This window comes from Streptomyces sp. NPDC102437 (genome assembly GCF_044765565.1).
Taxonomy (GTDB): Bacteria; Actinomycetota; Actinomycetes; order Streptomycetales; family Streptomycetaceae; genus Streptomyces.
This window is the reverse complement of sequence record NZ_JBIWKI010000018.1, coordinates 75116-101038: the sequence shown is the minus strand read 5'-3', so window position 1 is coordinate 101038 and position 25923 is coordinate 75116. Positions and strand designations below refer to the sequence as shown.

Here is a 25923-nt window from a genome sequence, read left to right as displayed (position 1 = left end):
AGACGGGGGCTACAGATGGACGACCGGGCAGGTCAGGGTTCGGGTGATGCCTTCCACTTGCTGGACCTTGGCGACCACCATGCGGCCGAGTTCATCGACCGTGTCGGCCTGGGCGCGCACGATCACGTCGTAGGGGCCGGTGACGTCCTCTGCCTGGATCACTCCGGGAACTCTGGCGATGGTCTCGGCGACGGTCGACGCCTTGCCCACCTCGGTCTGAATAAGGATGTACGCCTGTACCACGGAACCTCCAGGGCGGCCACGAGGATCATGTGGGGGAGAAAGGGACGCCACGGTATCGCGTTGCCGCGTGCCGCGGGGAGACCTGCGTGCCGTTGACGCCCACAGCGTGGCGTACACAAGACACAAGTTGACGTATCTCTTGACAGTACTGACAGCAGTGACGGCCCGCGACCGCAAGCGCAGCGGTCCGGAAGGGGGACGGGCGTGGCGTTGACCAGCGGTGCGGACCGCTCCCCGGGACGGCGGCGGGTCCACGGCGCGGACCCCCGGCCGCCGAAGCAGCCCGGACGACCGTCCGGCGCGACAGATGAGAGGTGAGACTCGGTGAAGGGAACCGTGGGCGAGTTGGGGGAGTTCGGGCTCATCAGGGAGCTCACTTCCCGGCTCACCACCACTCCGGCGGTACGGCTCGGCCCCGGCGACGACGCCGCGGTCGTGACCGCTCCCGACCGCAGGGTCGTGGCCAGTACGGACATCCTGTTGGAAGGACGGCACTTCCGCCGTGACTGGTCGACGGCGTACGACGTCGGCCGCAAGGCCGCCGCCCAGAACCTCGCCGACATCGCCGCCATGGGCGCGGTGCCCACCGCGCTGCTGCTCGGCCTGGTCGTCCCCGCCGAACTCCCGGTCACCTGGGCCGGCGAGCTGATGGACGGCATCCGTGACGAGTGCCAGGTCGCGGGCGCGGCCGTGGTCGGCGGCGACGTGGTGCGCGGCGAGACGATCACCGTCTCGATCACCGCGCTGGGCGATCTGCGCAACCACGAGCCGGTCACCCGCTCCGGCGCCCAGCCCGGCGACGTCGTCGCCGTCACCGGCTGGCTCGGCTGGTCCGCCGCCGGGTACGCCGTGCTCTCCCGCGGCTTCCGTTCGCCGCGCGCCTTCGTGGAGGCCCACCGGCGCCCCGAACCGCCGTACCACGCGGGCCCCGCGGCCGCCGGGCTCGGGGCCACCGCGATGACGGACGTGAGCGACGGGCTCGTCGCCGACCTCGGGCACATCGCCGAGGCCAGCAAGGTCCGGATCGATCTGCGCTCGGGGCTCATCGACATCCCCTCGCAGATGTCCGACATCGGGCAGGCCGTCGGAGTCGACCCGCTCCAGTGGGTGCTGACCGGTGGCGAGGACCACGCGATCGTCGCCACCTTCCCGCCGGACGTGAAGCTGCCCGCCCGCTGGAAGGTGATCGGCGAGGTCCTCAACCCCTCCGCGCTGCCGCAGGTGACGGTCGACGGCGCGCCGTGGACCAGCAAGAGCGGCTGGGACCACTTCGGGGACATCGAGGACGCCTAGGGTCTTTGGTTTGGATCAGGCCGGATCAGGCACCGGGACAAGCGAGCCCGGCATGATCCAAACGAGAGGCCCTGGGGCCTGTCCGGCGGATCAGGGCCGGACAGACCCCAGTAGATTTCGGCGTATGCCCATATCTGCCGCCGTACCCGCTCGTGTCCTCACCGTCGCCGGATCCGACTCCGGCGGCGGTGCGGGCATCCAGGCCGACCTGAAGACGATGCTGGCGCACGGTGTGCACGGGATGAGCGTGCTGACCGCCGTCACCGCCCAGAACTCGCTGGGGGTGCAGGGCGCCTGGGAACTGCCCGCCGAGGCGGTGCGCGCCCAGTACCGCAGCGTCGTCGATGACATCGGGGTGCAGGCGGTCAAGACCGGAATGCTGTCGTCGGCCGTCCTCGTGGAGACCGTGGCCGAACTCCTCGCCGCCACCGGCGCCCCGGCCGTCGTAGACCCGGTCGGCGTCTCCAAGCACGGCGATCCGCTGCTGGCTGCCGAGGCGCTCGATTCCGTGCGGACGAAGCTGCTGCCGGTCGCCACGGTCGCCACCCCGAACCTGGACGAGGTGGCACAGCTCACCGGCATCCACGTCGAGGACGAGGCCGGGATGCCGCGGGCCGCCGCCGCGCTGCTGGAGTTCGGACCGCGCTGGGTCGTCGTCAAGGGCGGTCATCTGCCGGGGAAGCCCGTCGACCTGCTGACGGACGGCGCCGAGGAGCACTGGTTGCGCGCCCCCAGGTACGACAACCGCCACACCCACGGCACCGGCTGCACCCTTGCCTCGGCCATCGCCTGCGGGCTGGCCCTGGGACAGGACGTGCCCACGGCGGTACGGCACGCGAAGGCGTACGTCACCGGGGCGATCATGGCGGGCTTCCCGCTGGGCTCCGGGATCGGCCCGGTCGACCACGGCTGGCGGACGCGCACCGGCTGAGGGCGCCCCCGCACGGCGCGAAAGGCCGGGAGCACAGCAAAAAGCCGGTCCACCGAGGTGGACCGGCTTTTTGGGCAACCGGAAGGCTGCGCTACGACGGGAACGTCAGCGCGCGACCTTGCCGGCCTTGATGCACGAGGTGCAGACGTTGAGCCGCTTCGGCGTCCGACCGACCACGGCACGCACGCGCTGGATGTTGGGATTCCAGCGACGGGACGTACGGCGGTGCGAGTGCGAAATGTTGTTGCCGAAGCCCGGCCCCTTGCCGCAGACGTCGCAGTTGGCAGCCACGGGTCACTCCAAAGACTTCAGATGCACTTACAGTGAAATCCGGCGCGCCGGAATCATTTGACTGAAGTGGCGGTACCGGAGGGATGGCCCGACTCTCATCGGGCAACCGAAGCAGCATACAACGGCTGCGTCGGTAGAACGAAACTACCATGGGTTTCACCGCCCCCCTCCCGCCCCTGTCCCCGCCGGACCCGGTGCGCGGGGTACTACTCTGCGATGCAGCCGGCCGCCCACGGCCGAATCCGAGGAGGACCGACAGGTGCCGCAGACCGCCGACGACATGGACGCCGTCGCGGTGCGCACCTGGTGCTCACTGGCGCTGGAAGCGCTGGGCCGGGAGCGCGAGGCGATCGACGCCATCAACGTGTACCCCGTCGCCGACGGGGACACCGGGACGAACCTCTATCTCACCGTGGAATCCGCGACCCAGGCCGTCGAAGCGGTCTTCGCCGCCCACGAGACCGGCGGGGCCGTGCCCGCCACGGCCGACGCGGTACGGGCCATGGCACACGGCGCCCTGATCGGCGCCCGAGGGAACTCCGGCACGATCCTGGCCCAGTTGCTGCGCGGGATGGCGGGGGTACTGGCCGACGGCCATGACGCGGACAGGCTGCGCCGGGCGCTCGCGGTCGCCGCCGCGGCGGCCCGGCAGGCCGTGGCCCACCCCGTCGAGGGCACCGTGCTCACCGTGGCCACCGCGGCCGCCGAGGCCGCCGCCCGCACCGAGGACGGCGCCGGGACCACGGAGGTCGCACGGGCGGCGTACGAAGGGGCGCGCACGGCCCTGGAGGCGACCCCCGGACAGCTCGCCGTCCTCGGCCGGGCAGGCGTCGTGGACGCCGGCGGACGGGGCCTGGTGACGGTGCTCGGGGCACTCGTCGAAGCGGTCTGCGGGCAGGCGCCCGAGCCCCGTCGGACGGCGGTGTCCCTCCTTCCCGTGCCGGACGACTGCGCGGAGGCCGACGCGGAGGGCGGACCGGCCTTCGAGGTCATCTACCTGCTGGAGGCCACGGACGACGCGGTGGACCGGCTGCGGACCCGGCTCGACCGGCTCGGCGACTCGCTCGTGGTGGTGGGCGGCGACGGACTGTGGAACGTCCACGTGCACGTCGACGACGCGGGCGCCGCCGTGGAGGCCGGCGTCGAGGCCGGGCGGCCGTACCGGATCCGGATCGCCCACTTCGGTGCGGACCGGGTGCACCCCCACGCCGAGCCCGTGCAGCGAGCGGTCGTCGTACTGGTCCCCGGCGACGGGCTCCGCGACCTGTGCAAGGAGGCCGGCGCCACCACGGTGCTGGCCCGCCCCGGCGAGCCGCCCGCCAGCGGCGAACTGGTCGACGCGATCCTCCGGGCGCACGCCCGCGAGGTGGTCCTGCTGCCCAACGACGCGGAGCTGCGCCACACCGCCGCGGCCGCCGCCGAACAGGCCCGCGCCCAGGGCGTCCGGGTCGCCCTGGTCCCGACCAGGGCCGCCGTCCAGGGCATCGCGGCTCTCGCCGTCCACGAACCCGACCGCAGCTTCGACGAGGACGTGGTGGCGATGACCGCCGCCGCCGGCGCCACGCGCTACGCCGAACTCGCCGTCGCCGAACGGCAGTCCTGGACCATGGCGGGCATCTGCCAGGCGGGCGACGTGCTGGGCCTGATCGACGGCGATGTCGCGGTCATCGGCGGGGACGTACCGCGGACCGCCCGCGACGTGCTGGACCGGATGCTGGCGGCGGGCGGCGAACTGGTCACCCTGGTCCTCGGCGAGGACGTCCCCGACAGCCTCGCGGACGCGCTGGAGGAGCACGTGCGCGAGGGCTATCTGGCGGTGGACACGGTGGTGTACCGGGGCGGCCGCCAGAGCGCTCCGCTGCTCATCGGGGTGGAATAGCGGGGTCGGCCCGAAGGGTTGCCGGCCGACTGACAGCCCCAGCAGCGCCTCGGCCTCCGCGCGGCGCTCCTCACCCGTCTCGTCCGGCTCCCCGGCCCCGTGGATCTTCAGGACCTTCCGGGCCCGCTCCCGGGCCCCGTCCGGACGGCGCCGGGCGAACTCCTCCAGGTACAGCTGCCCGTCCAGCGCACGAAGGACGCCCGGTCGGGCAGCAGTTCGTCGGCCCGGCTCGGTCCGCGCGCCGTCGGGCAGCGTACGGACGGTGTACGAACCGTCGTCGCGGGCGCACCACTCCACGGGCGGCGCTCCCGGTGTACGCGCCGAACGGCTCACCACCCGGATCTCGGCCGCGACGACGAAGCAGGCCGGCAGCCCGATGCCGAACCGGCCGGGGAACCCGGCTCGCGCCGAGGCGAGCCCGTCCCCGTCGCGCTTGGAACTGCGGCCGATCGTCGCGAGCAGGCTGTGCACATCGGTCTCGGTCAGACCGAATCCGCTGTCCTCGCTCCGGAGCCGCCCGCCGTCCGCCTGCAGCCGCACCAGGGCGGGCGCACCCGGCTGCTCGGCGCGGCGGGCCGTGACGGCGTCCACGGCGTTCTGCAGCAGCTCGCGGAGGTAGACCCGCGGGGAGGAGTAGAGGTGGTGGGAGAGAAGGTCGACCAGTCCGCGCAGATCCACCTGGAAGGTGTGCGGGGACCGGCCGGAGGAGTCGGTGTGTTCGGGGGACGCGGAATTCGCTGAGGGACCGGATGTCATCGTCGCAGCGCCGGTGGGGGCCTGTGCCTCGTCCGGTGAGGCACTCGCGACAGCGCGGGTCGGGCGATCCCTGGAGAGGTGATCGCGAGCCGGAAGCGTGGGAGCCGACCCCAGCGGCGCGGCGACGGTTGCGACCAGAAGATTCATAGGTTCCGGGTGGTGCCCGCCGGACATCTGTCAGTGCTGTGGTGTGCAATGGATCGCGTGTCTGCGTTCGATGAACCCCTCAAGAAGCTGCTCGGCGGAGCCACCGCGAAGGTGATGGCCGAACATCTCGACCTGCACACGGTCGGTGATCTGCTCCACCACTACCCGCGGCGGTACGAGGAGCGCGGCCGGCTCACGGCGCTGGCCGACCTTCCGCTGGACGAGCATGTGACGGTGGTCGCCCAGGTCGCCGACGCCCGCGTCCTGATGTTCAACAACGGCCGCGGCAAGCGCCTGGAAGTGACCCTCACCGACGGCCACGGCCGGCTCCAGCTGGTCTTCTTCGGCCACGGCGTCCACAAGCCGCACAAGGAGTTGCTGCCTGGCCGCCGGGCGATGTTCGCGGGCAAGGTCTCCGTCTTCAACCGCAAGATGCAGCTGGCCCACCCCACGTACCAGCTGCTGGACACTGCGGATACCGACGAGGCCACGGAGGCGGTGGACGCCTTCGCCGGGCGACTGCTGCCGATCTACCCGGCCTGCAAGCAGCTGGACTCGTGGCGGATCGCCAAGGCCGTCGACACAGTGCTGCCCAGCGCGCAGGAGGCCGTCGACCCGCTGCCGCCGGGCCTGCGTGAGGGCCGCGGCTTCACGGCGCTCCCCGATGCGCTGCTCAAGGTCCACCGCCCGCAGACCAAGGCGGACATCGCCGAGGCCAGGGACCGGCTGAAGTGGGACGAGGCCTTCGTCCTCCAGGTCGCCCTGGCCCGCCGCAGGTACGCCGACACCCAGCTCCCGGCCGTGGCCCGCAGACCCGTGCCCGGTGGGCTGCTCGACGCCTTCGACGCCAAGCTGCCCTTCACCCTCACCGACGGGCAGCAGAAGGTCTCCAAGGAGATCTTCGACGACCTCGCGACCGAGCACCCGATGCACCGGCTCCTCCAGGGCGAGGTCGGATCGGGGAAGACCATGGTCGCGCTGCGGGCCATGCTCGGCGTCGTCGACGCGGGCGGGCAGGCCGCGATGCTCGCGCCCACCGAGGTGCTCGCCCAGCAGCACCACCGCTCGATCACGGAAATGATGGGGGAGCTGGCCGAGGGCGGCATGCTGGGCGGCTCCGAGCAGGGGACGAAGGTGGTGCTGCTCACCGGCTCCATGGGCGTCGCGGCCCGCCGGCAGGCGCTACTCGACCTCGTCACCGGCGAGGCCGGGATCGTGATCGGCACCCACGCCCTGATCGAGGACAAGGTCCAGTTCCACGACCTGGGCCTGGTCGTCGTCGACGAACAGCACCGCTTCGGGGTGGAGCAGCGCGACGCCCTGCGCTCCAAGGGGAAGCAACCGCCGCACCTGCTGGTCATGACGGCCACCCCCATCCCCCGTACGGTCGCCATGACCGTCTTCGGCGACCTGGAGACCTCCGTACTGGACCAGCTCCCGGCCGGCCGCTCGCCCATCGCCAGCCATGTGGTGCCCGCCAAGGACAAGCCGCACTTCCTCAGCCGCGCCTGGGAAAGAGTGCGGGAAGAAGTGGAGAACGGACACCAGGCGTACGTGGTCTGCCCCCGCATCGGCGACGACGACGCCGACGACGAGGCGGCCGGGAAGAAGGCGAAGAAGAAGGACCCTGAGGCCGAGGGCGACAAGCGCCCGCCGCTCGCCGTGCTGGAGATCGCCGAGCAGCTCACCAAGGGCCCGCTGGCCGGTCTGCGTATCGAGGTGCTGCACGGCAGGATGAACCCCGACGACAAGGACGACGTGATGCGCCGCTTCGCCGCGGGCGAGGTCGACGTCCTGGTCGCCACCACCGTCATCGAGGTCGGCGTCAACGTCCCCAACGCCACCGCCATGGTGATCATGGACGCCGACCGCTTCGGCGTCTCCCAGCTGCACCAGCTGCGCGGCCGGGTCGGCCGGGGCTCCGCCCCCGGGCTCTGCCTGCTGGTCAGCGAGGCCCACGAAGCCAGTCCCGCCCGCGCCCGCCTCTCCGCGGTCGCCGCCACCCTGGACGGCTTCGAGCTCTCCCGGATCGACCTGGAGCAGCGCCGCGAGGGCGATGTCCTCGGCCAGGCCCAGTCCGGGGTCCGCTCCTCGCTGCGGATGCTCACCGTCATCGACGACGAGGAGGTCATCGCCGCAGCACGCGAGGAGGCCGTCGCCATCGTCGCCGCCGACCCGGAGCTCGAACACCTGCCGGAGCTGCGCACCGCGCTGGACGCGCTGCTCGACAAGGAGCGCGAGCAGTACCTCGACAAGGGCTGAGCCGGACCGGCGGGGGACGCCGGGTGCGCGGGCTCGATCGGCGACGACGCCATATCGTGGGTGGCACGTCGCCGCGGCACCCCGCGGGCCGCCCACGAACCGAGGACCTGACACCCATGACCCGCGTGATCGCCGGCTCGGCCGGCGGACGCCGCCTGGCCGTTCCGCCCGGCACCGGCACCCGCCCCACCTCCGACCGTGCGCGCGAGGGCCTCTTCTCCACCTGGGAAGCGCTCCTCGGCACCCTGGAGGGCATCCGCATCGCCGATCTGTACGCGGGGTCAGGGGCCGTCGGCCTGGAGGCGCTCTCCCGGGGCGCGGTGCACGCCCTGCTCGTCGAGGCCGACCCCAAGGCCGTCCGCACCGTCCGGGACAACGTCCGCACCCTCGGCCTGCCCGGCGCCGAGGTCCGCACCGGCAAAGCCGAACAGATCGTGACAGGACCGGCTCCGGGGGACCCCTACGACGTGGTGTTCCTGGACCCGCCGTACGCCGTCACCGACGACGATCTTGGCGAGATACTGCTCACACTCCGTGCTCAGGGGTGGCTCACGGCCGATGCCCTCGTCACCGTGGAACGCAGCACCAGAGGCGGAGAATTCGGCTGGCCCAAGGGATTCGAACCATTGCGGGCCCGTCGCTACGGCGAAGGAACGCTTTGGTACGGTCGCGCCGCCTCTACGTGCGAAGACGCACGATGACCGGACCGGAGAGCGAGGGAATCAAGTTGCGCCGCGCCGTCTGTCCGGGGTCATTCGACCCCATCACCAATGGACACCTCGACATCATTGGCCGCGCCTCGAAGCTGTACGACGTCGTACACGTCGCGGTGATGATCAACCAGTCCAAGAAGGGCCTGTTCACGGTCGACGAGCGGATCGACCTGATCCGTCAGGTCACCACGGAGTTCGGCAACGTCCGGGTGGAGTCCTTCCACGGCCTCCTGGTCGACTTCTGCAAGCAGCGCGACATCCCGGCGATCGTGAAGGGCCTGCGGGCCGTCAGCGACTTCGACTACGAGCTCCAGATGGCCCAGATGAACAACGGCCTCTCCGGCGTCGAGACGCTCTTCGTGCCGACCAATCCCACCTACAGCTTCCTGTCGTCCTCCCTGGTCAAGGAGGTTGCGACCTGGGGTGGTGACGTCTCCCACCTGCTTCCCCCGCTGGTCCACGAGGCCCTCACCGAACGTCTCGCTCAGCAGTGAACCGCTGACGGTCCGTCACCAGGTGTCGGACGGGCGCCGACTGGCCTTACAGTCGTCCCGTCCGTCTCCAATCGGCTGTAGAGAGTGGCGAGCACACGGTGGACGTGCAGAAGAAGCTCGACGAGATCGTCGAAGCGGTCGGGAACGCCCGGTCGATGCCCATGTCGGCTTCGTGCGTGGTCAACCGCGCCGAACTGCTTGCGATGCTCGAAGAGGTGCGCGAGGCCCTGCCCGGTTCGCTCGCCCATGCCCAGGAGCTCATCGGCGGCCAGGAGCAGCTGGCCGAACAGGCCCGCCAGGAGGCCGAGCGGATCATCGGCGCCGCCCGCGCCGAACGTACCTCGCTGATCTCCGACACCGAGATCGCCAGACAGTCCCGCAGCGAGGCCGACCGCATCCTCGACGAGGCCCGCCGGGAGGCCGCCGAGGTCCGCGCCGAGGCCGACGAGTACGTCGACAGCAAGCTCGCCAACTTCGAGGTCGTCCTCACCAAGACGATCGGCTCCGTCGACCGAGGCCGCGAGAAGCTCCTCGGCCGCGGCCAGCCCTTCGACGAGCAGGGCTACGAGGACCCGGACTTCGCCGAGGCACCCGAGCGCAGCGCCGACCCGGCCACGCTCCAGCGCCGGGCGGACGAGTACGTGGACACCAAGCTGGGCGCCTTCGAGGCCGTGCTCGCCAAGACCCTGGACGCGGTCGGCCGTGGCCGGCAGAAGCTGCACGGCCGGGTCGCCACCGACGAACTCGGCGCGCACGTGGCCGCCCAGGACGCGGCGGGCAACCAGACGCACATGAGTGACGAGGACCACTGGGCCGGCCTCGCCGGGCTCGCCGCCCCGGAGCCCCAGCCGGTCCACCAGCAGGCCCAGCCACACTTCCCCGCCCAGGGCCAGCCGGGCTCGGGCTACGCGGAGACCTACGCGTACCAGGGGCAGCCGCAGCAGGACGTCTACGGGTACCAGCAGCAGCCGGATCCGTACGCCGCGGCCTATCAGCAGCAGGGCTACGACCAGACCCAGCAGCAGCACCACGTCCCCGTCCAGGGATACGACGGCTGGCAGCAGCAGCAGCCCGCCCAGGCCCAGCAGCAGGGCGAGAGCGCCCTCGACGAGACCAGCCTGTTCGACACCAGCATGATCGACCTGGACCAGCTCCGCCGGTACGAACAGGAGCGCTGACCGGACGGGACCGCCCGGCCCGGCAGCCCGTGGCCCGGACGGTCCCGACGGCCCGGATTGGGAGCTGGGCGGCGCTTCCAGTATCCTGGCTGTTCGGTCGCGCGTATGTCCGCGATCCCGGCTGCCCGTTTCGACTCCGAATCCGGTCGGCCCTCCCCGCGATGTGCGTTGCACAAGATTTCGAAAGCAGGAAAAGCCCTGAACGGCCACCTCGACCACCGAAACCCCCTCGTGTTCGATACGCACGAGCTGGGTCGGCGTCCCGGTGCCCTCCAGCGGCTCTCCCGCACCGTGGACGCACCCGGTCCGCCGGCTGTCCTCGGCATCGAAGGGGTCATCGGTGTGCCGGAAGGCGCACCCGTGGAGCTGGACCTCCGCCTTGAGTCGGTCATGGAAGGGGTGCTTGTCACAGGCACCGCCCGTGCGTCGGCCGAGGGGGAGTGCGTAAGGTGTCTGGAGCCGCTGCGCCAAGAGGTCGCTGCGGACTTCCAGGAGATGTTCTCGTACCCTGACGCCGATGACCGGGGCCGCAGCAGCAAGGCGGAGCCGGCCGACGACGCCGAGGACGACGAGGACAGGCTCTTCATCGAGGACGGCCTGTTCGACCTCGAACCAGTGCTGCGCGATGCGGTGGTGCTCGCACTGCCGATGCAGCCGGTGTGCCGGGAGTCCTGTGCCGGTCTGTGTTCCGAATGCGGAATCAGGCTGGACGAGAACCCCGACCACCACCATGATGCCGTCGACATCCGTTGGGCGGCATTGCAGGGACTCGCCGACACCGTTCAGGACGGCGAGAAGGACAACATGGGCGGCGCCGAAGCGGGCGTCGACGAGAAGCAGGAGAAGTAGCCGTGGCTGTTCCGAAGCGGAAGATGTCGCGCAGCAACACGCGCCACCGCCGGTCGCAGTGGAAGGCTGCGGTCCCCACCCTGGTTTCGTGTGAGCGTTGCCAGGAGCCGAAGCTGCAGCACATCGCGTGCCCCAGCTGCGGCACGTACAACAAGCGCCAGGTCCTCGAGGTCTGAGCGGCTGGTGAGAGGCCCGATGTCTGAGTTGTCCAATGCCAAGAAGAAGGCAGACAACGTCAACACAGCCTCGTCCCACACGCTTCTGGAAGGGCGGCTCGGGTATCAACTCGAGACCGCCCTTCTGGTGCGTGCGCTGACCCACCGTTCGTACGCGTACGAGAACGGCGGTCTGCCCACCAATGAGCGGCTCGAATTCCTCGGGGACTCGGTGCTCGGCCTGGTGGTCACGGACACGCTGTACCGAACCCACCCCGACCTGCCCGAAGGCCAGCTGGCCAAGTTGCGGGCCGCGGTGGTCAACTCGCGTGCGCTTGCGGAAGTGGGACGCGGCCTGGAACTCGGCTCCTTCATCCGGCTCGGCCGCGGTGAAGAGGGCACGGGTGGCAGGGACAAGGCGTCCATCCTCGCCGACACCCTTGAAGCGGTGATCGGCGCGGTCTATCTCGACCAGGGCCTCAGCGCGGCCTCGGAGCTGGTCCACCGGCTCTTCGACCCGCTGATCGACAGGTCCTCGAACCTCGGTGCCGGCCTGGACTGGAAGACCAGCCTCCAGGAACTCACCGCCGGCGAGAGCCTCGGAGTCCCCGAGTACATCGTCACGGAGACCGGCCCGGACCACGAGAAGACCTTTACTGCTGCTGCTCGCGTCGGTGGTGTCTCGTACGGCACCGGCACCGGCCGTAGCAAGAAGGAAGCGGAGCAGCAGGCGGCGGAGTCCGCCTGGCGCGAGATCAGCGCCGCCGCGGAGGAACGGGCGGCTGCGGCGAAGGCCGCTGCCGAGGGAGGGGCCACCGACACCCCGCCCTGCCCGTCGCCGTCCACGGACGCCGCTCCGGCCTGACCCCGAGAACCCCTCGGTGCCCTGTGCACCGGGGGGTTCTTCCTGCCCGGAACCGTATTGTTCAATACTGTTCCATTCAGAGCATGCCGCATGCCGCATGCCGCATTTCTTCAGGAGCGACACCGTGCCCGAGCTGCCCGAGGTCGAAGTCGTACGGCGTGGTCTCGAACGCTGGGTCGCCGGCCGCACCGTCGGTGACGTCGAGGTGCTGCATCCTCGTGCGGTCCGCCGCCATCTCGCCGGTGGCTTGGACTTCGCGGCCCGGCTGGGCGGCGCCCGCTTCGGAAGGGCGATGCGCCGCGGCAAGTACCTCTGGGTGCCGCTGGACGACGCGGCCAGCTCGCTGCTGGGCCACCTCGGGATGAGCGGCCAGCTGCTGGTGCAGCCGCAGGACGCCCCGGACGAGAAGCACCTGCGCATCCGGATCCGCTTCGACGACTCCCTCGGCACCGAGCTCCGCTTCGTCGACCAGCGGACCTTCGGCGGGCTCTCGCTCCACGAGAACACGCCCGAAGGGCTGCCCGACACCATCGCGCACATCGCCCGCGACCCGCTGGACCCGGCGTTCGACGACGCCGCCTTCCACGCGGCGCTGCGCCTGCGCCGTACGACCGTCAAGCGGGCCCTGCTCGACCAGTCGCTGATCAGCGGCGTCGGCAACATCTACGCGGACGAGGCGCTCTGGCGCAGCAGACTGCACTACGACCGGCCGACCGCGAGCCTCACCCGCCCCAAGGCCGCCGAACTGCTTGGCCATGTCCGCGACGTGATGACCGCGGCGCTCGACCAGGGCGGCACCAGCTTCGACAGCCTCTACGTCAACGTGAACGGCGAATCCGGCTACTTCGACCGCTCGCTCGACGCCTACGGACGCGAGGACGAGCCGTGCCACCGCTGCGGCACTCCAATGCGCCGCCGCCCCTGGATGAACCGCTCCAGCTACTTCTGCCCGCGCTGTCAGCGCCCGCCGCGCGCCTCGTCGTAGCCGGCACGGGCGCGGAGCACCTCGGGCATCCGGCCCTCGACGAGCTCGATCAGCGCGAGCAGCCGTTCGGCCACCTGCCGGCCCAGGGGCGTCAGCTCGTAGTCGACGCGCGGGGGATTGGTCGGTTGGGCCTCGCGGTGGACCAGGCCGTCCCGCTCCAGGGCGTGGAGGGTCTGGGACAGCATCTTCTCGCTGACCCCGTCGACCCGGCGACGGAGTTCGTTGAAGCGGAAGCCGCCTTCGTACAGCGCTCCCAGCGTCAGGCTGCCCCAGCGCCCGGTGACATGCTCCAGAGTGGAGCGTGAGGGGCACTGCCGGGAGAACACGTCGAAGGCGAGCGCGTCCGGACGGATGTTCTCGTCCTTGCTGTCGCCCATACTCTCGTCCATGCCGAGCAGCGTACGCGCGCACAGCGCTCACCACCGGAGTGCGCTCTCTGCGGGTGAGCGCGGGGCGGGGCCGGCGTGCACGCGAAGCATGAGCCTTCGGGCACCTGATGCCGTCGAGCGGGACCCGCACGCGGGCCGCCGTTGATGCCGTCCGGGCCGCCCCGGCCACCAAAGACGGCTCGGAGACGGCCCGAGAAGGGGCATAGGTCGCTGACCTGCGGAAATCTCAGAAGCCGAAGTCCTGGGTCCACCAGGGGCCACCGGAGCCGTAGTGCACACCGACGCCGAGCGTCCGGTAGTCGCAGTTGAGAATGTTCGCCCGGTGGCCGGGGCTGTTCATCCAGGAGTCCATCACGGCCTGCGCGGTCGCCTGGCCCCGGGCTATGTTCTCGGCCGCGAGGCCCTGCACACCGGCCTTCGAGGCGCGGTCCCACGGGGTCCGTCCGTCCGGGTCGGTGTGGTCGAAGAAGCCGCGGGCGGCCATGTCCTCGCTGAAGTCCTGGGCGAGCGAGGCAAGTGAGGAGCTGGCGGTCAGCGGGCTGCAGCCGACCTTCGCGCGTTCCTGGTTGACCAGGGCGAGCACGGCGGACGGGACCGAGGAGCCGGCCGGGGCCGAGGCGCTGCGGGTCGTGGGGGCGGAGGTCTTCGGCGCGGCAGACGACTTCACGGCGGCGGGAGCGGTGCTCCTCCCGGTCCCGGCCGAAGGGGTCTTCGACGGGGCGGGCCGGGAGGGCTCCGTCCGCTCGGCCGGCCCGGAGGTCTTCGAGGCGGATGACGGGGATCCGGTGGGGGACTGAGCGCTGGTCGGGCCCTCGGCCCGCCCGGTGCCGCGGCTGGCCGGTCCGGACGCGGTGGACCGGTCGGCTGGTGCGGTGGAGGAGCCGCCCCGGGTCAGCGGATCCGGGGAGCCCTCGGTGCGTACCCGGTCGGAGCCGCCGCCCAGCGAGTAGGTGTCGCCGCCGGGTACCAGGCCGGAGGCCACCGCCACGGCTCCCACGGCGAGGGCCGCGGAGACGCCGACCAGTCCGGTCCGGACCGGGGCCGCGGACCGCTTCCTGCCGTGCCCGCCCCGGCCTCCTCCCGCGCTTTCCGCCGCGTGGTCCTCGGCGGTGGCGGCTGTCGCGGAGCGTCGATGGCGTCCCATCTGCTGAGCCCTTCGTCAATATGACTCACCCGTTCGAGTGAGGTCATTGCGTCGGGACTGTACGCCATGGCCCGACGGCAGAAAGTGCTCCGCGAGCAATCGGCCGGTTAGCGTTCGGGCATGAACGAAGATGTACGACTCACCGCATGGGTACGCGGCCGAGTGCAGCAGGTGGGATTCCGCTGGTTCACCAGGGCGAACGCGCTTGAGATCGGTGGCCTCACCGGCTTCGCCCTCAATCTTGACGACGGCAGGGTGCAGGTCGTCGCCGAGGGGCGGCGTGAGAATTGCCACCGTCTGCTGGAGTGGCTGCGCTCGGACGACACACCCGGACGCGTCGACGGAGTCACTGAGATATGGGACACCCCGCGCGGCGGTTACGAGGGCTTCGCGATCCGCTGATCCGGGTCCGGCCCGGGGGTGCGGAACAGGCAATGTTCGGACCGTGTTCGAAACGCGGCGAGGGGTTACCGGACGGGGTGCTCATCTGCGTACACATGAAATGACCTGCGGAATGTCCGGGTGGTTGCCAAGATTCGGTTGGCGTGCCAGGCTGCGGCAGTAGGGATGATCTCCACGCCCCGCAGGGACCCGCAGGAGAGTCGCGCCGCATGATCGCCCAGCCGCGCGCCCCCGGGCTGCCCGCCTCTGCAGGGTGTGATCGTGTTGACCGTCAAACTTTTTGGTGAGACGCTGAAATCCCCGCGCACCTTAGCTGTTTGGCAGAGCTGTTTGGCAGCAGAACAGCAGTGACTACAGAGCACTGCCGAGCACCGCGGGTGCGATTCCCTCACGACCCACACCGCATCGGTCGGTCACTCAGTGTGGAGGACCATCCATCATGGCAAAGGCGCTTCTCGGTTACGTCGGCGGTTCCGACCCGCGACTCCTCGCCGAGATGCGACGGCTCCAGCAGCGTGTCCAGGACCTCGAATCCGAGCTCGTACGGATTCAGGACGAGAACGACGCGCTGAACGCCGCCGCCCAGCACCAAGAGTCGCTGCTCGACAGCATCGACATCGACGTACCTCAGGCGGAGCCGGCGCTGACCTGACCGATGGCCCCAGGGGCCGGTCGGGCCGCGTGCGCGTCAGCCGTTTGAGATCATCACCCGGATTGCCGCCGGATCATTGAAGATCACTGCTCTTGATCTGTCACCGTTGTGACATGTCCTTGATCCGTCATGCGCAGCTGCACCATCAACACCGCACGTAACACCGCACAAGTTTTACAAGGGACGCCCAGGCGTCCCTTCTTTCTTTTTCCGCTCGGATCCTTTTCCGCTCGGAAACTGCGCGGTACCCGCCCCCGATACACCCCTTCCCTTACCGTCTGATGTGCCCTGCACCTTCATCAGCGAAACCGAGAGCGAAAGGTAGAGTCCGGCGGCGTGCACCTCAAGGCCCTGACCCTGCGTGGTTTCAAATCGTTCGCCTCCGCCACGACGCTGCGGTTCGAACCCGGCATCACATGCGTCGTCGGCCCCAATGGGTCCGGCAAGTCCAATGTGGTGGACGCGCTCTCCTGGGTCATGGGGGAACAGGGCGCCAAATCCCTGCGCGGCGGCAAGATGGAAGACGTGATCTTCGCCGGCACCACCGGGCGGCCGCCGCTCGGCAGGGCCGAAGTGTCGCTGACCATCGACAATTCCGATGGTGCGCTGCCCATCGAGTACGCCGAAGTGACGATCACTCGGATCATGTTCCGCAATGGCGGCAGCGAGTACCAGATCAATGGCGACACCTGCCGGCTGCTGGACCTCCAGGAACTCCTCTCGGACTCCGGCATCGGCCGGGAGATGCATGTCATCGTCGGTCAGGGCCAGCTGGACTCCGTGCTCCACGCCGATCCGATGGGCCGTCGCGCGTTCATCGAGGAAGCCGCCGGCGTGCTCAAGCACCGCAAGCGGAAGGAGAAGGCGCTGCGGAAACTGGACGCGATGGGGGCCAATCTCGCCCGCGTCCAGGACCTCACCGACGAACTGCGGCGGCAGCTGAAACCGCTCGGCCGGCAGGCCGCCGTGGCGCGCCGGGCCGCTGTGATCCAGGCCGATCTGCGCGACGCCAAGCTGCGGCTGCTCGCCGACGATCTGGTGCGGCTGCGCACGGCGCTGAGCAGCGAGATCGCCGACGAGGCGGCGCTCAAGCAGCGCCGGGAGGCCGCGGAGGCGGAACTCAAGGCGGCCCTGGCGCGCGAGGCGGAGCTGGAGGACGAGGTACGGCGGCTGGCGCCGCGGCTCCAGCGCGCCCAGCAGACCTGGTACGAGCTGTCCCAGCTGGCCGAGCGGGTGCGCGGCACGATCTCGCTGGCCGATGCCCGGGTGAAGAGCGCCTCGGCCGCTCCGGAGGAGGAGCGGCGCGGCCGCGATCCTGAGGAGATGGAGCGGGAGGCGGCCCGGATCCGCGAACAGGAGGCGGAGCTGGCGGCCGCGCTGGAGGCCGCGGAACACGCGCTGGAGGACACCTCGGCCCACCGTGCCGAGCTGGAACGGGAGTTGGTGGCCGAGGAGCGCAGGCTCAAGGACGCCGCCCGCGCCATCGCGGACCGCCGCGAGGGACTCGCCCGGCTGAACGGTCAGGTCAACGCCGCCCGAAGCCGTGCCGCTTCGGCCCAGGCCGAGATCGACCGGCTGGCCGCCTCCCGGGACGAGGCGCAGGAGCGGGCGGTCGCCGCCCAGGAGGAGTACGAACAGCTCCGGGCCGAGGTCGAGGGCCTGGACGCCGGTGATCAGGAGCTCGGCGAGCAGCACGACGCCGCCAAGCGGGAGCTCGCCGAGGCGGAGGCGGCGCACTCCGCGGCCCGGGAGGCGGCCACCGCCGCGGAACGGAAGCGGGCGGCGGTGGCGGCCCGCCACGAGGCGCTGGCCCTCGGTCTGCGCCGCAAGGACGGCACGGGCGCGCTGCTGGGCGCGCGGGACCGGCTGTCGGGCCTGGTCGGTCCGGCCGCGGAACTCCTGACGGTGGCGCCGGGGCACGAGGTGGCGGTGGCGGCGGCACTGGGCGCGGCGGCGGACGCGGTCGCGGTGACGGACCCGGCCACGGCGGCGGAGGCGATCCGGCTGCTGCGCAAGCAGGACGCGGGGCGGGCCGCGCTGCTGCTGGGCGCGGTGCGGCGCGCCGAGGTCCCTGGTGAGGGGGGTGCCGATGATGCCGGTGGTGGCGCCGGTGGCGGACGGCCGCCTGCCGTGGCCGAGCTCGTCCGCGGGCCCGTCGAACTGATGGACGCCGTACGCAGGCTGGTGCGGGACATGGTGGTGGTCGGCACCCTGGAGGACGCCGAGGACCTCGTCGCCGTACACCCGGAGCTCACGGCCGTGACGGCCGAGGGGGACATCCTCTCGGCGCACTTCGCGCACGGCGGTTCCGCCGGGGCGCCGAGCCTCCTCGAAGTGCAGGCATCGGTCGACGAGGCCGCGGCCCAGCTGGAGGAACTGGCCGTGAATTGCGCCGGGTTGACCGAGGAGCAGCGGGTCGCGGGGGAGCGACGCCGGGCCGGTGCCGCGCTGGTCGAGGAGCTCGGGGAGCGGCGCAGGGCCGCCGAGCGGGAGAAGTCCGGGGTGTCCCAGCAGCTGGGACGGCTGGCCGGGCAGGCCCGTGGCGCGGCGGGCGAGGCCGAGCGGATGACCGCGTCGGCGACCCGCGCCCAGGAGGCCCTGGAGCGGGCGACCGAGGAGGCCGAGGAGCTGGCCGAGCGGCTGCTCGTCGCCGAGGAGACGCCGGTCGCGGACGAGCCGGACACCTCCGTACGGGACCGGCTCGCCGCCGACGGTGCCAACGCCCGCCAGACCGAGATGGAGGCCCGGCTCCAGGCACGCACCCATGAGGAGCGGGTCAAGGCGCTGGCCGGCCGCGCCGACTCCCTCGACCGGGGTGCCCGCGCCGAACGGGAGGCCCGCGCCCGCGCGGAGCGGCGCCGGGCCCGGCTGCGGCACGAGGCGGAGGTGGCCTCCGCCGTCGCGTCCGGTGCCCGTCAGCTGCTCGGGCACGTCGAGGTGTCCGTCGTACGGGCCGAACGGGAGCGGGCGGTGGCCGAGGCCGCCAAGGCGGAGCGTGAGAGGGATCTGGCGGCCGAGCGCGGCCGGGGCCGCGAGCTCAAGGGCGAGCTGGACAAGCTCACCGACTCCGTCCACCGCGGCGAGGTGCTCGGCGCCGAGAAGCGGCTGCGGATAGAGCAGCTGGAGGCGAAGGCGCTGGAGGAGCTGGGCGTCGAGCCGGCCGGGCTGGCCGCGGAGTACGGCCCCGACCAGCTCGTACCGCCGTCACCAGCCGCGGAGGGCGAGGAGCTGCCGCAGGACCCGGACCATCCGCGCAACCGGCCGAAGCCGTTCGTGAGGGCTGAGCAGGAGAAGCGGCTGAAGTCGGCCGAACGGGCGTACCAGCAACTCGGGAAGGTGAATCCGCTCGCCCTGGAGGAGTTCTCGGCGCTGGAGGACCGGCACAAGTTCCTCTCCGAGCAGCTCGAGGACCTGAAGAAGACCCGGGCCGACCTGATACAGGTCATCAAGGAGGTCGACGAACGGGTCGAGCAGGTGTTCACGGAGGCGTACCGGGACACGGCCCGCGAGTTCGAGGGCGTCTTCTCGCGGCTCTTCCCGGGCGGCGAGGGCCGGCTGATCCTGACCGACCCGGACAACATGCTCGCGACCGGTGTCGATGTCGAGGCGCGGCCGCCCGGCAAGAAGGTCAAGCGGCTCTCGCTGCTGTCCGGCGGCGAACGCTCGCTCACGGCGGTGGCGTTGCTGGTCTCCATCTTCAAGGCACGGCCGAGCCCGTTCTATGTGATGGACGAGGTCGAGGCGGCGCTCGACGACACCAATCTCCAGCGGCTGATCCGGATCATGGAGGAGCTCCAGGAGAGCTCGCAGCTCATCGTGATCACGCACCAGAAGCGGACGATGGAGGTCGCCGACGCGCTGTACGGCGTCTCGATGCAGGGCGACGGGGTCTCGAAGGTCATCAGCCAGCGGCTGCGCTGAGCCCTGCTCACCGAGTGCACCCCGGGCCGGGTCCACTCAAGTGGTGGCGGCCGGGAAGTTGTGTGCCACTTGGAAGGGTTCACCCCCACACCTGACGACGTGGCCAGGCATCAGGAGCTCATGTGACCAGCACTGCGCAGGGACCGGCGTCCGGAGCCCGAGCGGCCCACCCGGACCACCTCGGCCATGTCATCTTCATCACCGCGGCCGCCGCGATGGGCGGCTTCCTGTTCGGCTACGACAGCTCCGTCATCAATGGCGCCGTCGAGGCGATCCGCAGCCGCTACGACATCGGCTCGGGAACGCTCGCCCAGGTCATCGCCATCGCCCTGATCGGCTGCGCGATCGGCGCGGCCACCGCGGGGCGCATCGCCGACCGCATCGGCCGCATCCGCTGCATGCAGATCGCCTCCGTGCTCTTCACCATCAGCGCCGTCGGCTCCGCGCTCCCTTTCGCCCTCTGGGACCTGGCGATGTGGCGGATCATCGGCGGCTTCGCCATCGGTATGGCCTCGGTGATCGGCCCGGCGTACATCGCGGAGGTCTCGCCGCCCGCCTACCGGGGCCGGCTCGGCTCCTTCCAGCAGGCGGCGATCGTCGTCGGCATCGCCATCTCCCAGCTGGTCAACTACGGCATCCTGCAGCTGGCCGACGGTGACCAGCGCGGAAAGATCGGCGGCCTCGAAGCCTGGCAGTGGATGCTCGGCGTGATGGTCGTCCCGGCGCTCCTGTACGGGCTGCTGTCCTTCGCGATCCCCGAGTCTCCGCGGTTCCTGATTTCGGTCGGCAAGAGAGACCGGGCCCGGAAGATCCTGGAGGAGGTCGAAGGGAAGAACGTCGACCTGGACGCCCGGGTGACCGAGATCGAGACCGCGATGCACCGCGAGCACAAGTCCAGGTTCACGGACCTGCTGGGCAGCCGCTTCGGCTTCCTGCCGATCGTCTGGGTCGGCATCGGGCTGTCGGTCTTCCAGCAACTCGTCGGCATCAACGTGGCGTTCTACTACTCGGCGACGCTCTGGCAGTCCGTCGGCATCGACCCGACCGCCTCGTTCTTCTGGTCCTTCACCACCTCCATCATCAACATCATCGGTACCGTCATCGCGATGGTCCTGGTGGACCGAGTGGGCCGCAAACCGCTCGCGCTGGCGGGCTCCACCGGGATGGCCATCGCTCTCGCCTTCGAGGCCTGGGCCTTCTCCGCCAACCTGGTCGACGGCAAACTGCCCACCACCCAGGGCGTCGTGGCGCTCGTCGCGGCCCATGTGTTCGTGCTCTTCTTCGCCCTGTCGTGGGGTGTCGTCGTCTGGGTCTTCCTCGGCGAGATGTTCCCCAACAGGATCCGCGCCGCCGCGCTCGGCGTCGCCGCGTCCGCGCAGTGGATCGCCAACTGGGTGATCACCGCAAGCTTCCCGAGCCTGTCCGACTGGAACCTTTCGGGCACGTACATCATCTACGCCTGCTTCGCCACGCTCTCGATCCCCTTCGTGCTCAAGTTCGTGAAGGAGACCAAGGGCAAGGCGCTGGAGGAGATGGGCTGACCCCGCCGGCCAGGAGCCGGTCAGGAGCTCTGACTCTCCGGCGCGATCGCCTCGCAGAACAGCCGCAGGCTGCGCCACCCCTCCTCGACCGGCATCCCGCCGCACAGCGGATGCAGCACCAGACTGTCCAGCTCCGTGGCCGCCGCGGCGCACTCATCGGGCGTGAGGACCCGGTAGACCCCCTCGGCACGCAGCTCCGGCACCGACGTCGCCGCCGAACGCACGGCGGAGCGGATGTCCTTGGACTGCCAGGAGGCGTACGTGCGTGCCTCGTGCAGGAAATACTTGCCGTACTCGGCCCAGGTCCGGTCCGGGTCCTCGGACACGTGCAGCAGCGGTGTCTCGGCGGCGGGCATCATGCAGAAGCCGTCCGTCCCGAACTCGGCCCGCCGTTCCTGGTAATACGCCTCCAGCTCCGGCAGATGCGCGCTCGGGAAGAACGGCAGCCCGAGCTGGGCCGCCCGTCGCGCCGCCGCCCGCGAACTGCCGCCCACCAGCAGCAGCGGGTGCGGCCGGGTGTACGGGCGCGGCGTGACCCTGACCGTCCGTCCCCGGTAAGGGAACGGCTCACCGGTCCACGCCTGGAGCAGCGTCTCCAGCAGTTCGTCCTGGAGCCTGCCGCGCCTGCCCCATTCGACTCCCGCCTGTTCGTATTCCTCGGGCCGGTAGCCGATCCCCGCCACGGTGACCAGCCGGCCGGCGCTCAGCAGGTCCAGGACCGCGATGTCCTCGGCCAGCCGCAGCGGGTCGTGCAGCGGGCCGATGATCGCCGAGACGGTGACCGCGATCCGGCGGGTGGCGCCGAAGACCGATCCCGCGAAGACGAAGGGGGAGGGCAGCCAGGAGTTGGCGACGCCGTGGTGCTCCTCGGTCTGCACGGTGTCGACGGCGTGCTCGTCGGCGTACGCGGCCATCTCCAGCGCGGCGCGGTATCGGGCCGAGAGCGACTCGGGGGTGGCATCGGGATCGACGAGATTGAACCGGACCACTGTGAAGGCCATGAGACTTGTCCCCATCGTCGGGCGGGCTCGGCGAGGCGGGACAGTAGCTGACGTAGCGTCAGAAGTGTAGGGGTGTGTTGCCGACGGGTCCGGCGTCGTCGCCCCGGGCCCGTCCGGCGGAACGCGGCAGGAGCGCGTACAGGCCGGCGGAGACGGTGATCGTGGCGGCCCAGCCCAGCCCCTGGCGCCCGATCCAGGTGGTGGCGAGCGGCCCGGTGAACCACCGCACGCCGGTGAAGAGCAGCCCCGCAACCAGTCCCGCGGCCCACGCGGCCACGGCCGGTACGGCGAAGCCTCCGGTGTACCAGTAGGCGCTGGCCGGGGTGGTGTCCAGGAGAGCCGCCGGGTCGTAGGTACGGCCCCGCAGCACATCCACGGCGAAGACCCCGGTCCACGCGGAGAACGTCACGGCGAGCAGCGTCAGGAAGGAGATGAAGGAATCCAGGAAACCGGCGGCCGTGACCATCAGCGTCGCGCCCAGGAGCAGGCTGATGGCCGCGTTCATGCCGACCGCCCAGGTGCGGGGGATCACGAATCCCAGGGTCTGCGCGGTGAATCCGGCCGAGTAGAGCGACATCGCGTTGATCAGCACCATGCCGACCACGGCGAACAGCAGATACGGCACCGCGAGCCAGCCGGGCAGCAGCGGGCCGATGAACGCGACCGGATCGCGCGTGACGGCCAGCCCCGGTTCGGCGACCCCCATCACGGCACCCATCAGCACCATCGGTACGTACACGATCCCGGCGCCGCCCACGGTCGCCCCGATCATCGCCCGGCCCGACGCCGAGTGCGGCAGATAGCGGGCGAAGTCCGGGCCCGACGGGGCCCAGCTGAGTCCGCCGGCCACCAGTGTGCCGACCCCGGCGGCCATCATCGTCACCGGTCCGGCGGGCCTGCCCAGCGCGTCCCGCCAGTCCGTCGAGCCGACCAGGTGAATCAGCACGAGCACGCTGACGCCGCCGAAGAGGTAGGTCGACCAGGTGCAGCACACCCGCAGCGCTCCCAGGCCCAGCCCCGACACCAGGCAGCTGCACCCCACGAAGGCGACCAGCGTCACCAGGGTCAGCCGGTGGCTGCTCGTGACACCGAAGAGCAGTTCCAGTACGGCGAGCACCGCGTAGGTGCCGGTGAGCGCGTTGACCGTCTCCCAGCCCCAGCGGGCGACCCAGGTCAGCGCTCCGGGCAGCAGATTGCCGCGCTGCCCGAAGACGGCCCGGGAGAGCGCCATGCCGGGGGCCCCGCCCCGTCTGCCCGCGATCGAGACCAGGCCGACCAGCCCGAAGCCGATGGCCGAGGCCGTGAGGGCGACCGTGAGCACCTGCCAGAGATTCAGCCCGTTGAAGACGACGAGCCCGGCGCCGACGGTGAGCAGCAGCACGGTCAGGTTCGCGCCGGCCCAGGTGGGGAAGAGGGTCCGGACCCGGCCGGTGCGTTCGTTGTCGGGGACGGGCTCCAGGCCCCGGGTCTCCACGGGCAAGATCGTACCTTTACCGCCAAAAGGTGCATAACTGCCGATGGGGTGTTCGGGCGATCCTTCGGGGCGGCCCCCGCGGGCGGACGTGACTGATACTGGGTGGGTTATGGAATTCGTCATCCTTGCTGTAGTCATCGCCCTGGTCGCGGTCGGCGTGATCAGCGGGCTCGTGGTCAGCAGCCGCAAGAAGAAGCAGCTGCCCCCGGCACCGTCGAGCACGCCGACCATCACTCCTCCCGCCGAGCCCCATGTCGGCGAGGAAGCCGAGACGCCGCGCGAGGAACCGCGCCGCACCATCGAGGAGGTCGGCCCGCCCGAGGCCGAGGCTCCCGCCGAGGAGGCCCCCGAGGCCGTCGAGCCGGAGGCGCCCGCCGCCCCCGCCATCGAGGTGCCCGAGCCCACCGCCGGCCGTCTGGTACGGCTGCGCGCCCGGCTCGCCCGCTCGCAGAACTCCCTCGGCAAGGGGCTGCTCACGCTCCTGTCCCGCGACAACCTCGACGAGGACACCTGGGAGGAGATCGAGGACACCCTCCTCACCGCCGACGTCGGCGTCGCGCCCACGCAGGAACTGGTGGAGCGGCTCCGCGAGCGCGTCCGCGTGCTCGGCACCCGTACCCCCGAGGGGCTGCGCGCGCTGCTGCGCGAGGAGCTCCTCAACCTGCTCGGCACCGACTTCGACCGCGCGGTCAAGACGGAGAGCGGCCTCGACACCCCCGGCGTCGTGATGGTCGTCGGCGTCAACGGAACCGGCAAGACCACCACCACCGGCAAGCTGGCCCGGGTGCTCGTCGCCGACGGCCGCAGCGTCGTGCTCGGCGCGGCCGACACCTTCCGGGCCGCCGCCGCCGACCAGCTCCAGACCTGGGGCGAGCGCGTCGGCGCCCGCACCGTGCGCGGCCCCGAGGGCGGCGACCCCGCGTCGATCGCCTTCGACGCAGTGAAGGAAGGTATCGCCGAGGGCGCCGATGTGGTCCTCATCGACACCGCCGGACGGCTGCACACGAAGACCGGGCTGATGGACGAGCTCGGCAAGGTCAAGCGCGTCGTCGAGAAGCACGGGCCGCTCGACGAGGTCCTGCTCGTCCTCGACGCCACGACCGGGCAGAACGGCCTGGTGCAGGCCCGCGTGTTCGCCGAGGTCGTGGACATCACCGGCATCGTGCTCACCAAGCTGGACGGCACCGCCAAGGGCGGCATCGTCATCGCCGTCCAGCGCGAACTGGGCGTACCGGTGAAGCTCATCGGTCTCGGCGAGGGACCGGACGACCTGGCCCCGTTCGAACCGGAGGCGTTCGTCGACGCCCTCATCGGCGACTGAGACCCGTACCGCACCCGAAGAGCCCGACCGCATGGCGCAAGCAGCGGCCGGGCTCTTCGCTGTCACGGGGACGCCCCCGGCTCCGGCGCCGAAACGGGGTCGACCTCGGCATCGGCGTTGTTACGGGACCGGCTGCCGCGCGCTCAGCCGCAGAGCGGCGCGCGATGGCAGCTGTACGCCAGCGTGCCCAGCAGCAGCCGGGCCTGCGGCGGCGAGGCCGCCGTGTCCAGCTCCGGCGGGCGCAGCCAGCGGACCGGGCCCAGGCCGCCCTCGTCGGACGGCGGGGCGGTGATGTGGCAGCCGGGCCCCAGCGCCCGCAGGTCCAGCCCCGCGTCGTCCCAGCCCATCCGGTACAGCAGCTGCGGGAGCTCGGCGGCGGCGCCCGGGGCCACGAAGAACTGCGCCCGCCCGGCCGGGGTCACCGCGACCGGGCCGAGCGGCAGCCCCATCCGCTCCATCCGCACCAGGGCCCGGCGCCCCGCCGCCTCGGCGACATCGAGCACGTCGAAGGAGCGGCCCACCGGCAGCAGCATCGAGGCGCCAGGCGTCCGGGCCCAGGCGTCGGCCGCCGCGTCGAGCCCGGCGCCCGCGGGGACCTCGGGGGCGAAGTCCAGCGGATGGGCGCCGGGGGAGGGGCAGCCCGCCTGCCCGCAGGAGCAGCGGCCGGCCGTGGCCCGCGCACCCGGCACGACGGCCCAGCCCCACAGCCCCGTGCATTCGGCCACCGCCGTGTACTCGGCCGCACGGCCGCGGCGCCGTGAGCCGGTGCGCATCTCGCGGATGCCGCCGATCGTGAAGCCCATGCCCCCTCCAACGGGTCCGGCTCGCCGGTGGTTACGACTCGGACCGGAGTCGTGACGCTCCGTCGTCGCCGACGATTATGGGTACGCCGGTGATATTCGGGTCGTGCGAGATCCTTCGCACGCCCCGTTGCGCCCCCTGCTGATCGCCGTGTGTCAAGTGAATCGCGCCCGACGGGGGTGGCGTTCATTCGAAGGGGTGGCGAATGGTGGCGTTTCCGCAAGGGCCCTCGCCCC

Annotated in this window: 23 protein-coding genes and 1 pseudogene; 16 read left to right on the top strand and 8 right to left on the bottom strand. The window is 71.1% G+C overall.

Annotated features, from left to right (window positions below):
• Positions 1–9 precede the first annotated feature (9 nt).
• Positions 10–243 carry an Lrp/AsnC family transcriptional regulator gene (locus tag ACIRJP_RS23365; RefSeq protein WP_072487263.1) on the bottom strand — a complete coding sequence of 78 codons (234 nt, stop codon included), beginning with the start codon at positions 241–243 and terminating at the stop codon, positions 10–12.
• Positions 244–567: 324 nt separating this feature from the next.
• On the opposite strand from ACIRJP_RS23365, the gene ACIRJP_RS23360 reads away from it, so the two are divergent.
• Both ACIRJP_RS23360 and thiD read left to right on the top strand, forming a co-directional pair.
• Positions 568–1536, top strand: coding sequence for a thiamine-phosphate kinase (locus ACIRJP_RS23360; RefSeq protein WP_358949535.1), 969 nt, complete (start codon positions 568–570; stop codon positions 1534–1536).
• A gap of 124 nt (positions 1537–1660) precedes the next feature.
• The gene (gene thiD / locus ACIRJP_RS23355; RefSeq protein WP_404177304.1) at positions 1661–2467 is read left to right on the top strand and encodes a bifunctional hydroxymethylpyrimidine kinase/phosphomethylpyrimidine kinase; all 807 of its coding nucleotides are present in this window, start codon (positions 1661–1663) and stop codon (positions 2465–2467) included.
• Between the two features lie 105 nt (positions 2468–2572).
• Here the strand turns inward: thiD and rpmB are convergent, their stop codons facing one another.
• The gene (gene rpmB, locus ACIRJP_RS23350) at positions 2573–2758 is read right to left on the bottom strand and encodes a 50S ribosomal protein L28 (RefSeq protein WP_030928661.1); all 186 of its coding nucleotides are present in this window, start codon (positions 2756–2758) and stop codon (positions 2573–2575) included.
• 259 nt (positions 2759–3017) lie between these two features.
• On the opposite strand from rpmB, the gene ACIRJP_RS23345 reads away from it, so the two are divergent.
• Positions 3018–4637, top strand: a complete 1620-nt coding sequence (locus tag ACIRJP_RS23345; RefSeq protein ID WP_404177301.1) for a DAK2 domain-containing protein — start codon at positions 3018–3020, stop codon at positions 4635–4637.
• Positions 4638–4835: 198 nt separating this feature from the next.
• Here ACIRJP_RS23345 and ACIRJP_RS23340 read toward each other — a convergent pair.
• Positions 4836–5393: pseudogene (locus ACIRJP_RS23340) on the bottom strand (HSP90 family protein); the annotation flags it as partial.
• A 195-nt stretch (positions 5394–5588) separates the two neighbouring features.
• Between ACIRJP_RS23340 and recG the strand changes: the two are divergent.
• From recG to mutM, 8 genes are all read left to right on the top strand, one after another.
• Positions 5589–7802: an ATP-dependent DNA helicase RecG gene (gene recG / locus ACIRJP_RS23335; protein WP_404177299.1), complete on the top strand. Its 2214-nt coding sequence runs from the start codon at positions 5589–5591 to the stop codon at positions 7800–7802.
• Positions 7803–7918: 116 nt separating this feature from the next.
• Positions 7919–8503: a 16S rRNA (guanine(966)-N(2))-methyltransferase RsmD gene (gene rsmD, locus ACIRJP_RS23330; RefSeq protein ID WP_404177296.1), complete on the top strand. Its 585-nt coding sequence runs from the start codon at positions 7919–7921 to the stop codon at positions 8501–8503.
• A gap of 26 nt (positions 8504–8529) precedes the next feature.
• On the top strand, positions 8530–9009 hold the full coding sequence (gene coaD / locus ACIRJP_RS23325; protein WP_404177482.1) for a pantetheine-phosphate adenylyltransferase: 480 nt from the start codon (positions 8530–8532) through the stop codon (positions 9007–9009).
• 98 nt (positions 9010–9107) lie between these two features.
• Positions 9108–10187: a cell division initiation protein gene (locus tag ACIRJP_RS23320; RefSeq protein ID WP_404177293.1), complete on the top strand. Its 1080-nt coding sequence runs from the start codon at positions 9108–9110 to the stop codon at positions 10185–10187.
• A gap of 231 nt (positions 10188–10418) precedes the next feature.
• Entirely contained in the window at positions 10419–11036 is a 618-nt protein-coding gene (locus ACIRJP_RS23315) for a YceD family protein (RefSeq protein ID WP_404177290.1), read from the top strand.
• A 2-nt stretch (positions 11037–11038) separates the two neighbouring features.
• The gene (gene rpmF, locus ACIRJP_RS23310) at positions 11039–11212 is read left to right on the top strand and encodes a 50S ribosomal protein L32 (protein ID WP_003965982.1); all 174 of its coding nucleotides are present in this window, start codon (positions 11039–11041) and stop codon (positions 11210–11212) included.
• A 19-nt stretch (positions 11213–11231) separates the two neighbouring features.
• The gene (gene rnc, locus ACIRJP_RS23305) at positions 11232–12056 is read left to right on the top strand and encodes a ribonuclease III (protein ID WP_404177287.1); all 825 of its coding nucleotides are present in this window, start codon (positions 11232–11234) and stop codon (positions 12054–12056) included.
• A gap of 124 nt (positions 12057–12180) precedes the next feature.
• Complete coding sequence (mutM, locus tag ACIRJP_RS23300; protein ID WP_404177284.1) at positions 12181–13041, top strand: bifunctional DNA-formamidopyrimidine glycosylase/DNA-(apurinic or apyrimidinic site) lyase; 861 nt, start codon at positions 12181–12183, stop codon at positions 13039–13041.
• On the opposite strand, the gene ACIRJP_RS23295 is transcribed toward mutM, so the two are convergent.
• Positions 13014–13418 (bottom strand): winged helix-turn-helix transcriptional regulator, encoded by a 405-nt coding sequence (locus ACIRJP_RS23295; RefSeq protein WP_404177479.1) that lies wholly within the window; start codon positions 13416–13418, stop codon positions 13014–13016. The two genes, mutM and ACIRJP_RS23295, sit on opposite strands and share 28 nt — an antisense overlap.
• Positions 13419–13656: 238 nt before the next feature.
• Positions 13657–14574 (bottom strand): CAP domain-containing protein, encoded by a 918-nt coding sequence (locus tag ACIRJP_RS23290; RefSeq protein ID WP_404177281.1) that lies wholly within the window; start codon positions 14572–14574, stop codon positions 13657–13659.
• Positions 14575–14694: 120 nt separating this feature from the next.
• Here ACIRJP_RS23290 and ACIRJP_RS23285 point away from each other — a divergent pair, with 120 nt between their 5' ends.
• From ACIRJP_RS23285 to ACIRJP_RS23270, 4 genes are all read left to right on the top strand, one after another.
• Positions 14695–14976 (top strand): acylphosphatase, encoded by a 282-nt coding sequence (locus tag ACIRJP_RS23285; protein WP_030928628.1) that lies wholly within the window; start codon positions 14695–14697, stop codon positions 14974–14976.
• Between the two features lie 439 nt (positions 14977–15415).
• On the top strand, positions 15416–15628 hold the full coding sequence (locus tag ACIRJP_RS23280; protein WP_018551753.1) for a hypothetical protein: 213 nt from the start codon (positions 15416–15418) through the stop codon (positions 15626–15628).
• Between the two features lie 336 nt (positions 15629–15964).
• Positions 15965–19549, top strand: coding sequence for a chromosome segregation protein SMC (gene smc, locus ACIRJP_RS23275; protein WP_404177277.1), 3585 nt, complete (start codon positions 15965–15967; stop codon positions 19547–19549).
• A gap of 122 nt (positions 19550–19671) precedes the next feature.
• Positions 19672–21090: a sugar porter family MFS transporter gene (locus tag ACIRJP_RS23270; protein WP_404177274.1), complete on the top strand. Its 1419-nt coding sequence runs from the start codon at positions 19672–19674 to the stop codon at positions 21088–21090.
• A 20-nt stretch (positions 21091–21110) separates the two neighbouring features.
• On the opposite strand, the gene ACIRJP_RS23265 is transcribed toward ACIRJP_RS23270, so the two are convergent.
• A complete protein-coding gene (locus ACIRJP_RS23265; RefSeq protein WP_404177271.1) occupies positions 21111–22091 on the bottom strand; it encodes an LLM class flavin-dependent oxidoreductase in 981 nt (326 codons plus the stop codon).
• A gap of 58 nt (positions 22092–22149) precedes the next feature.
• Complete coding sequence (locus tag ACIRJP_RS23260; RefSeq protein WP_404177268.1) at positions 22150–23565, bottom strand: purine-cytosine permease family protein; 1416 nt, start codon at positions 23563–23565, stop codon at positions 22150–22152.
• 109 nt (positions 23566–23674) lie between these two features.
• On the opposite strand from ACIRJP_RS23260, the gene ftsY reads away from it, so the two are divergent.
• Positions 23675–24886, top strand: a complete 1212-nt coding sequence (gene ftsY, locus ACIRJP_RS23255) for a signal recognition particle-docking protein FtsY (protein ID WP_404177265.1) — start codon at positions 23675–23677, stop codon at positions 24884–24886.
• Positions 24887–25029: 143 nt separating this feature from the next.
• Here the strand turns inward: ftsY and ACIRJP_RS23250 are convergent, their stop codons facing one another.
• Positions 25030–25689, bottom strand: coding sequence for a bifunctional DNA primase/polymerase (locus tag ACIRJP_RS23250; RefSeq protein ID WP_404177262.1), 660 nt, complete (start codon positions 25687–25689; stop codon positions 25030–25032).
• Between the last annotated feature and the right edge of the window lie 234 nt (positions 25690–25923).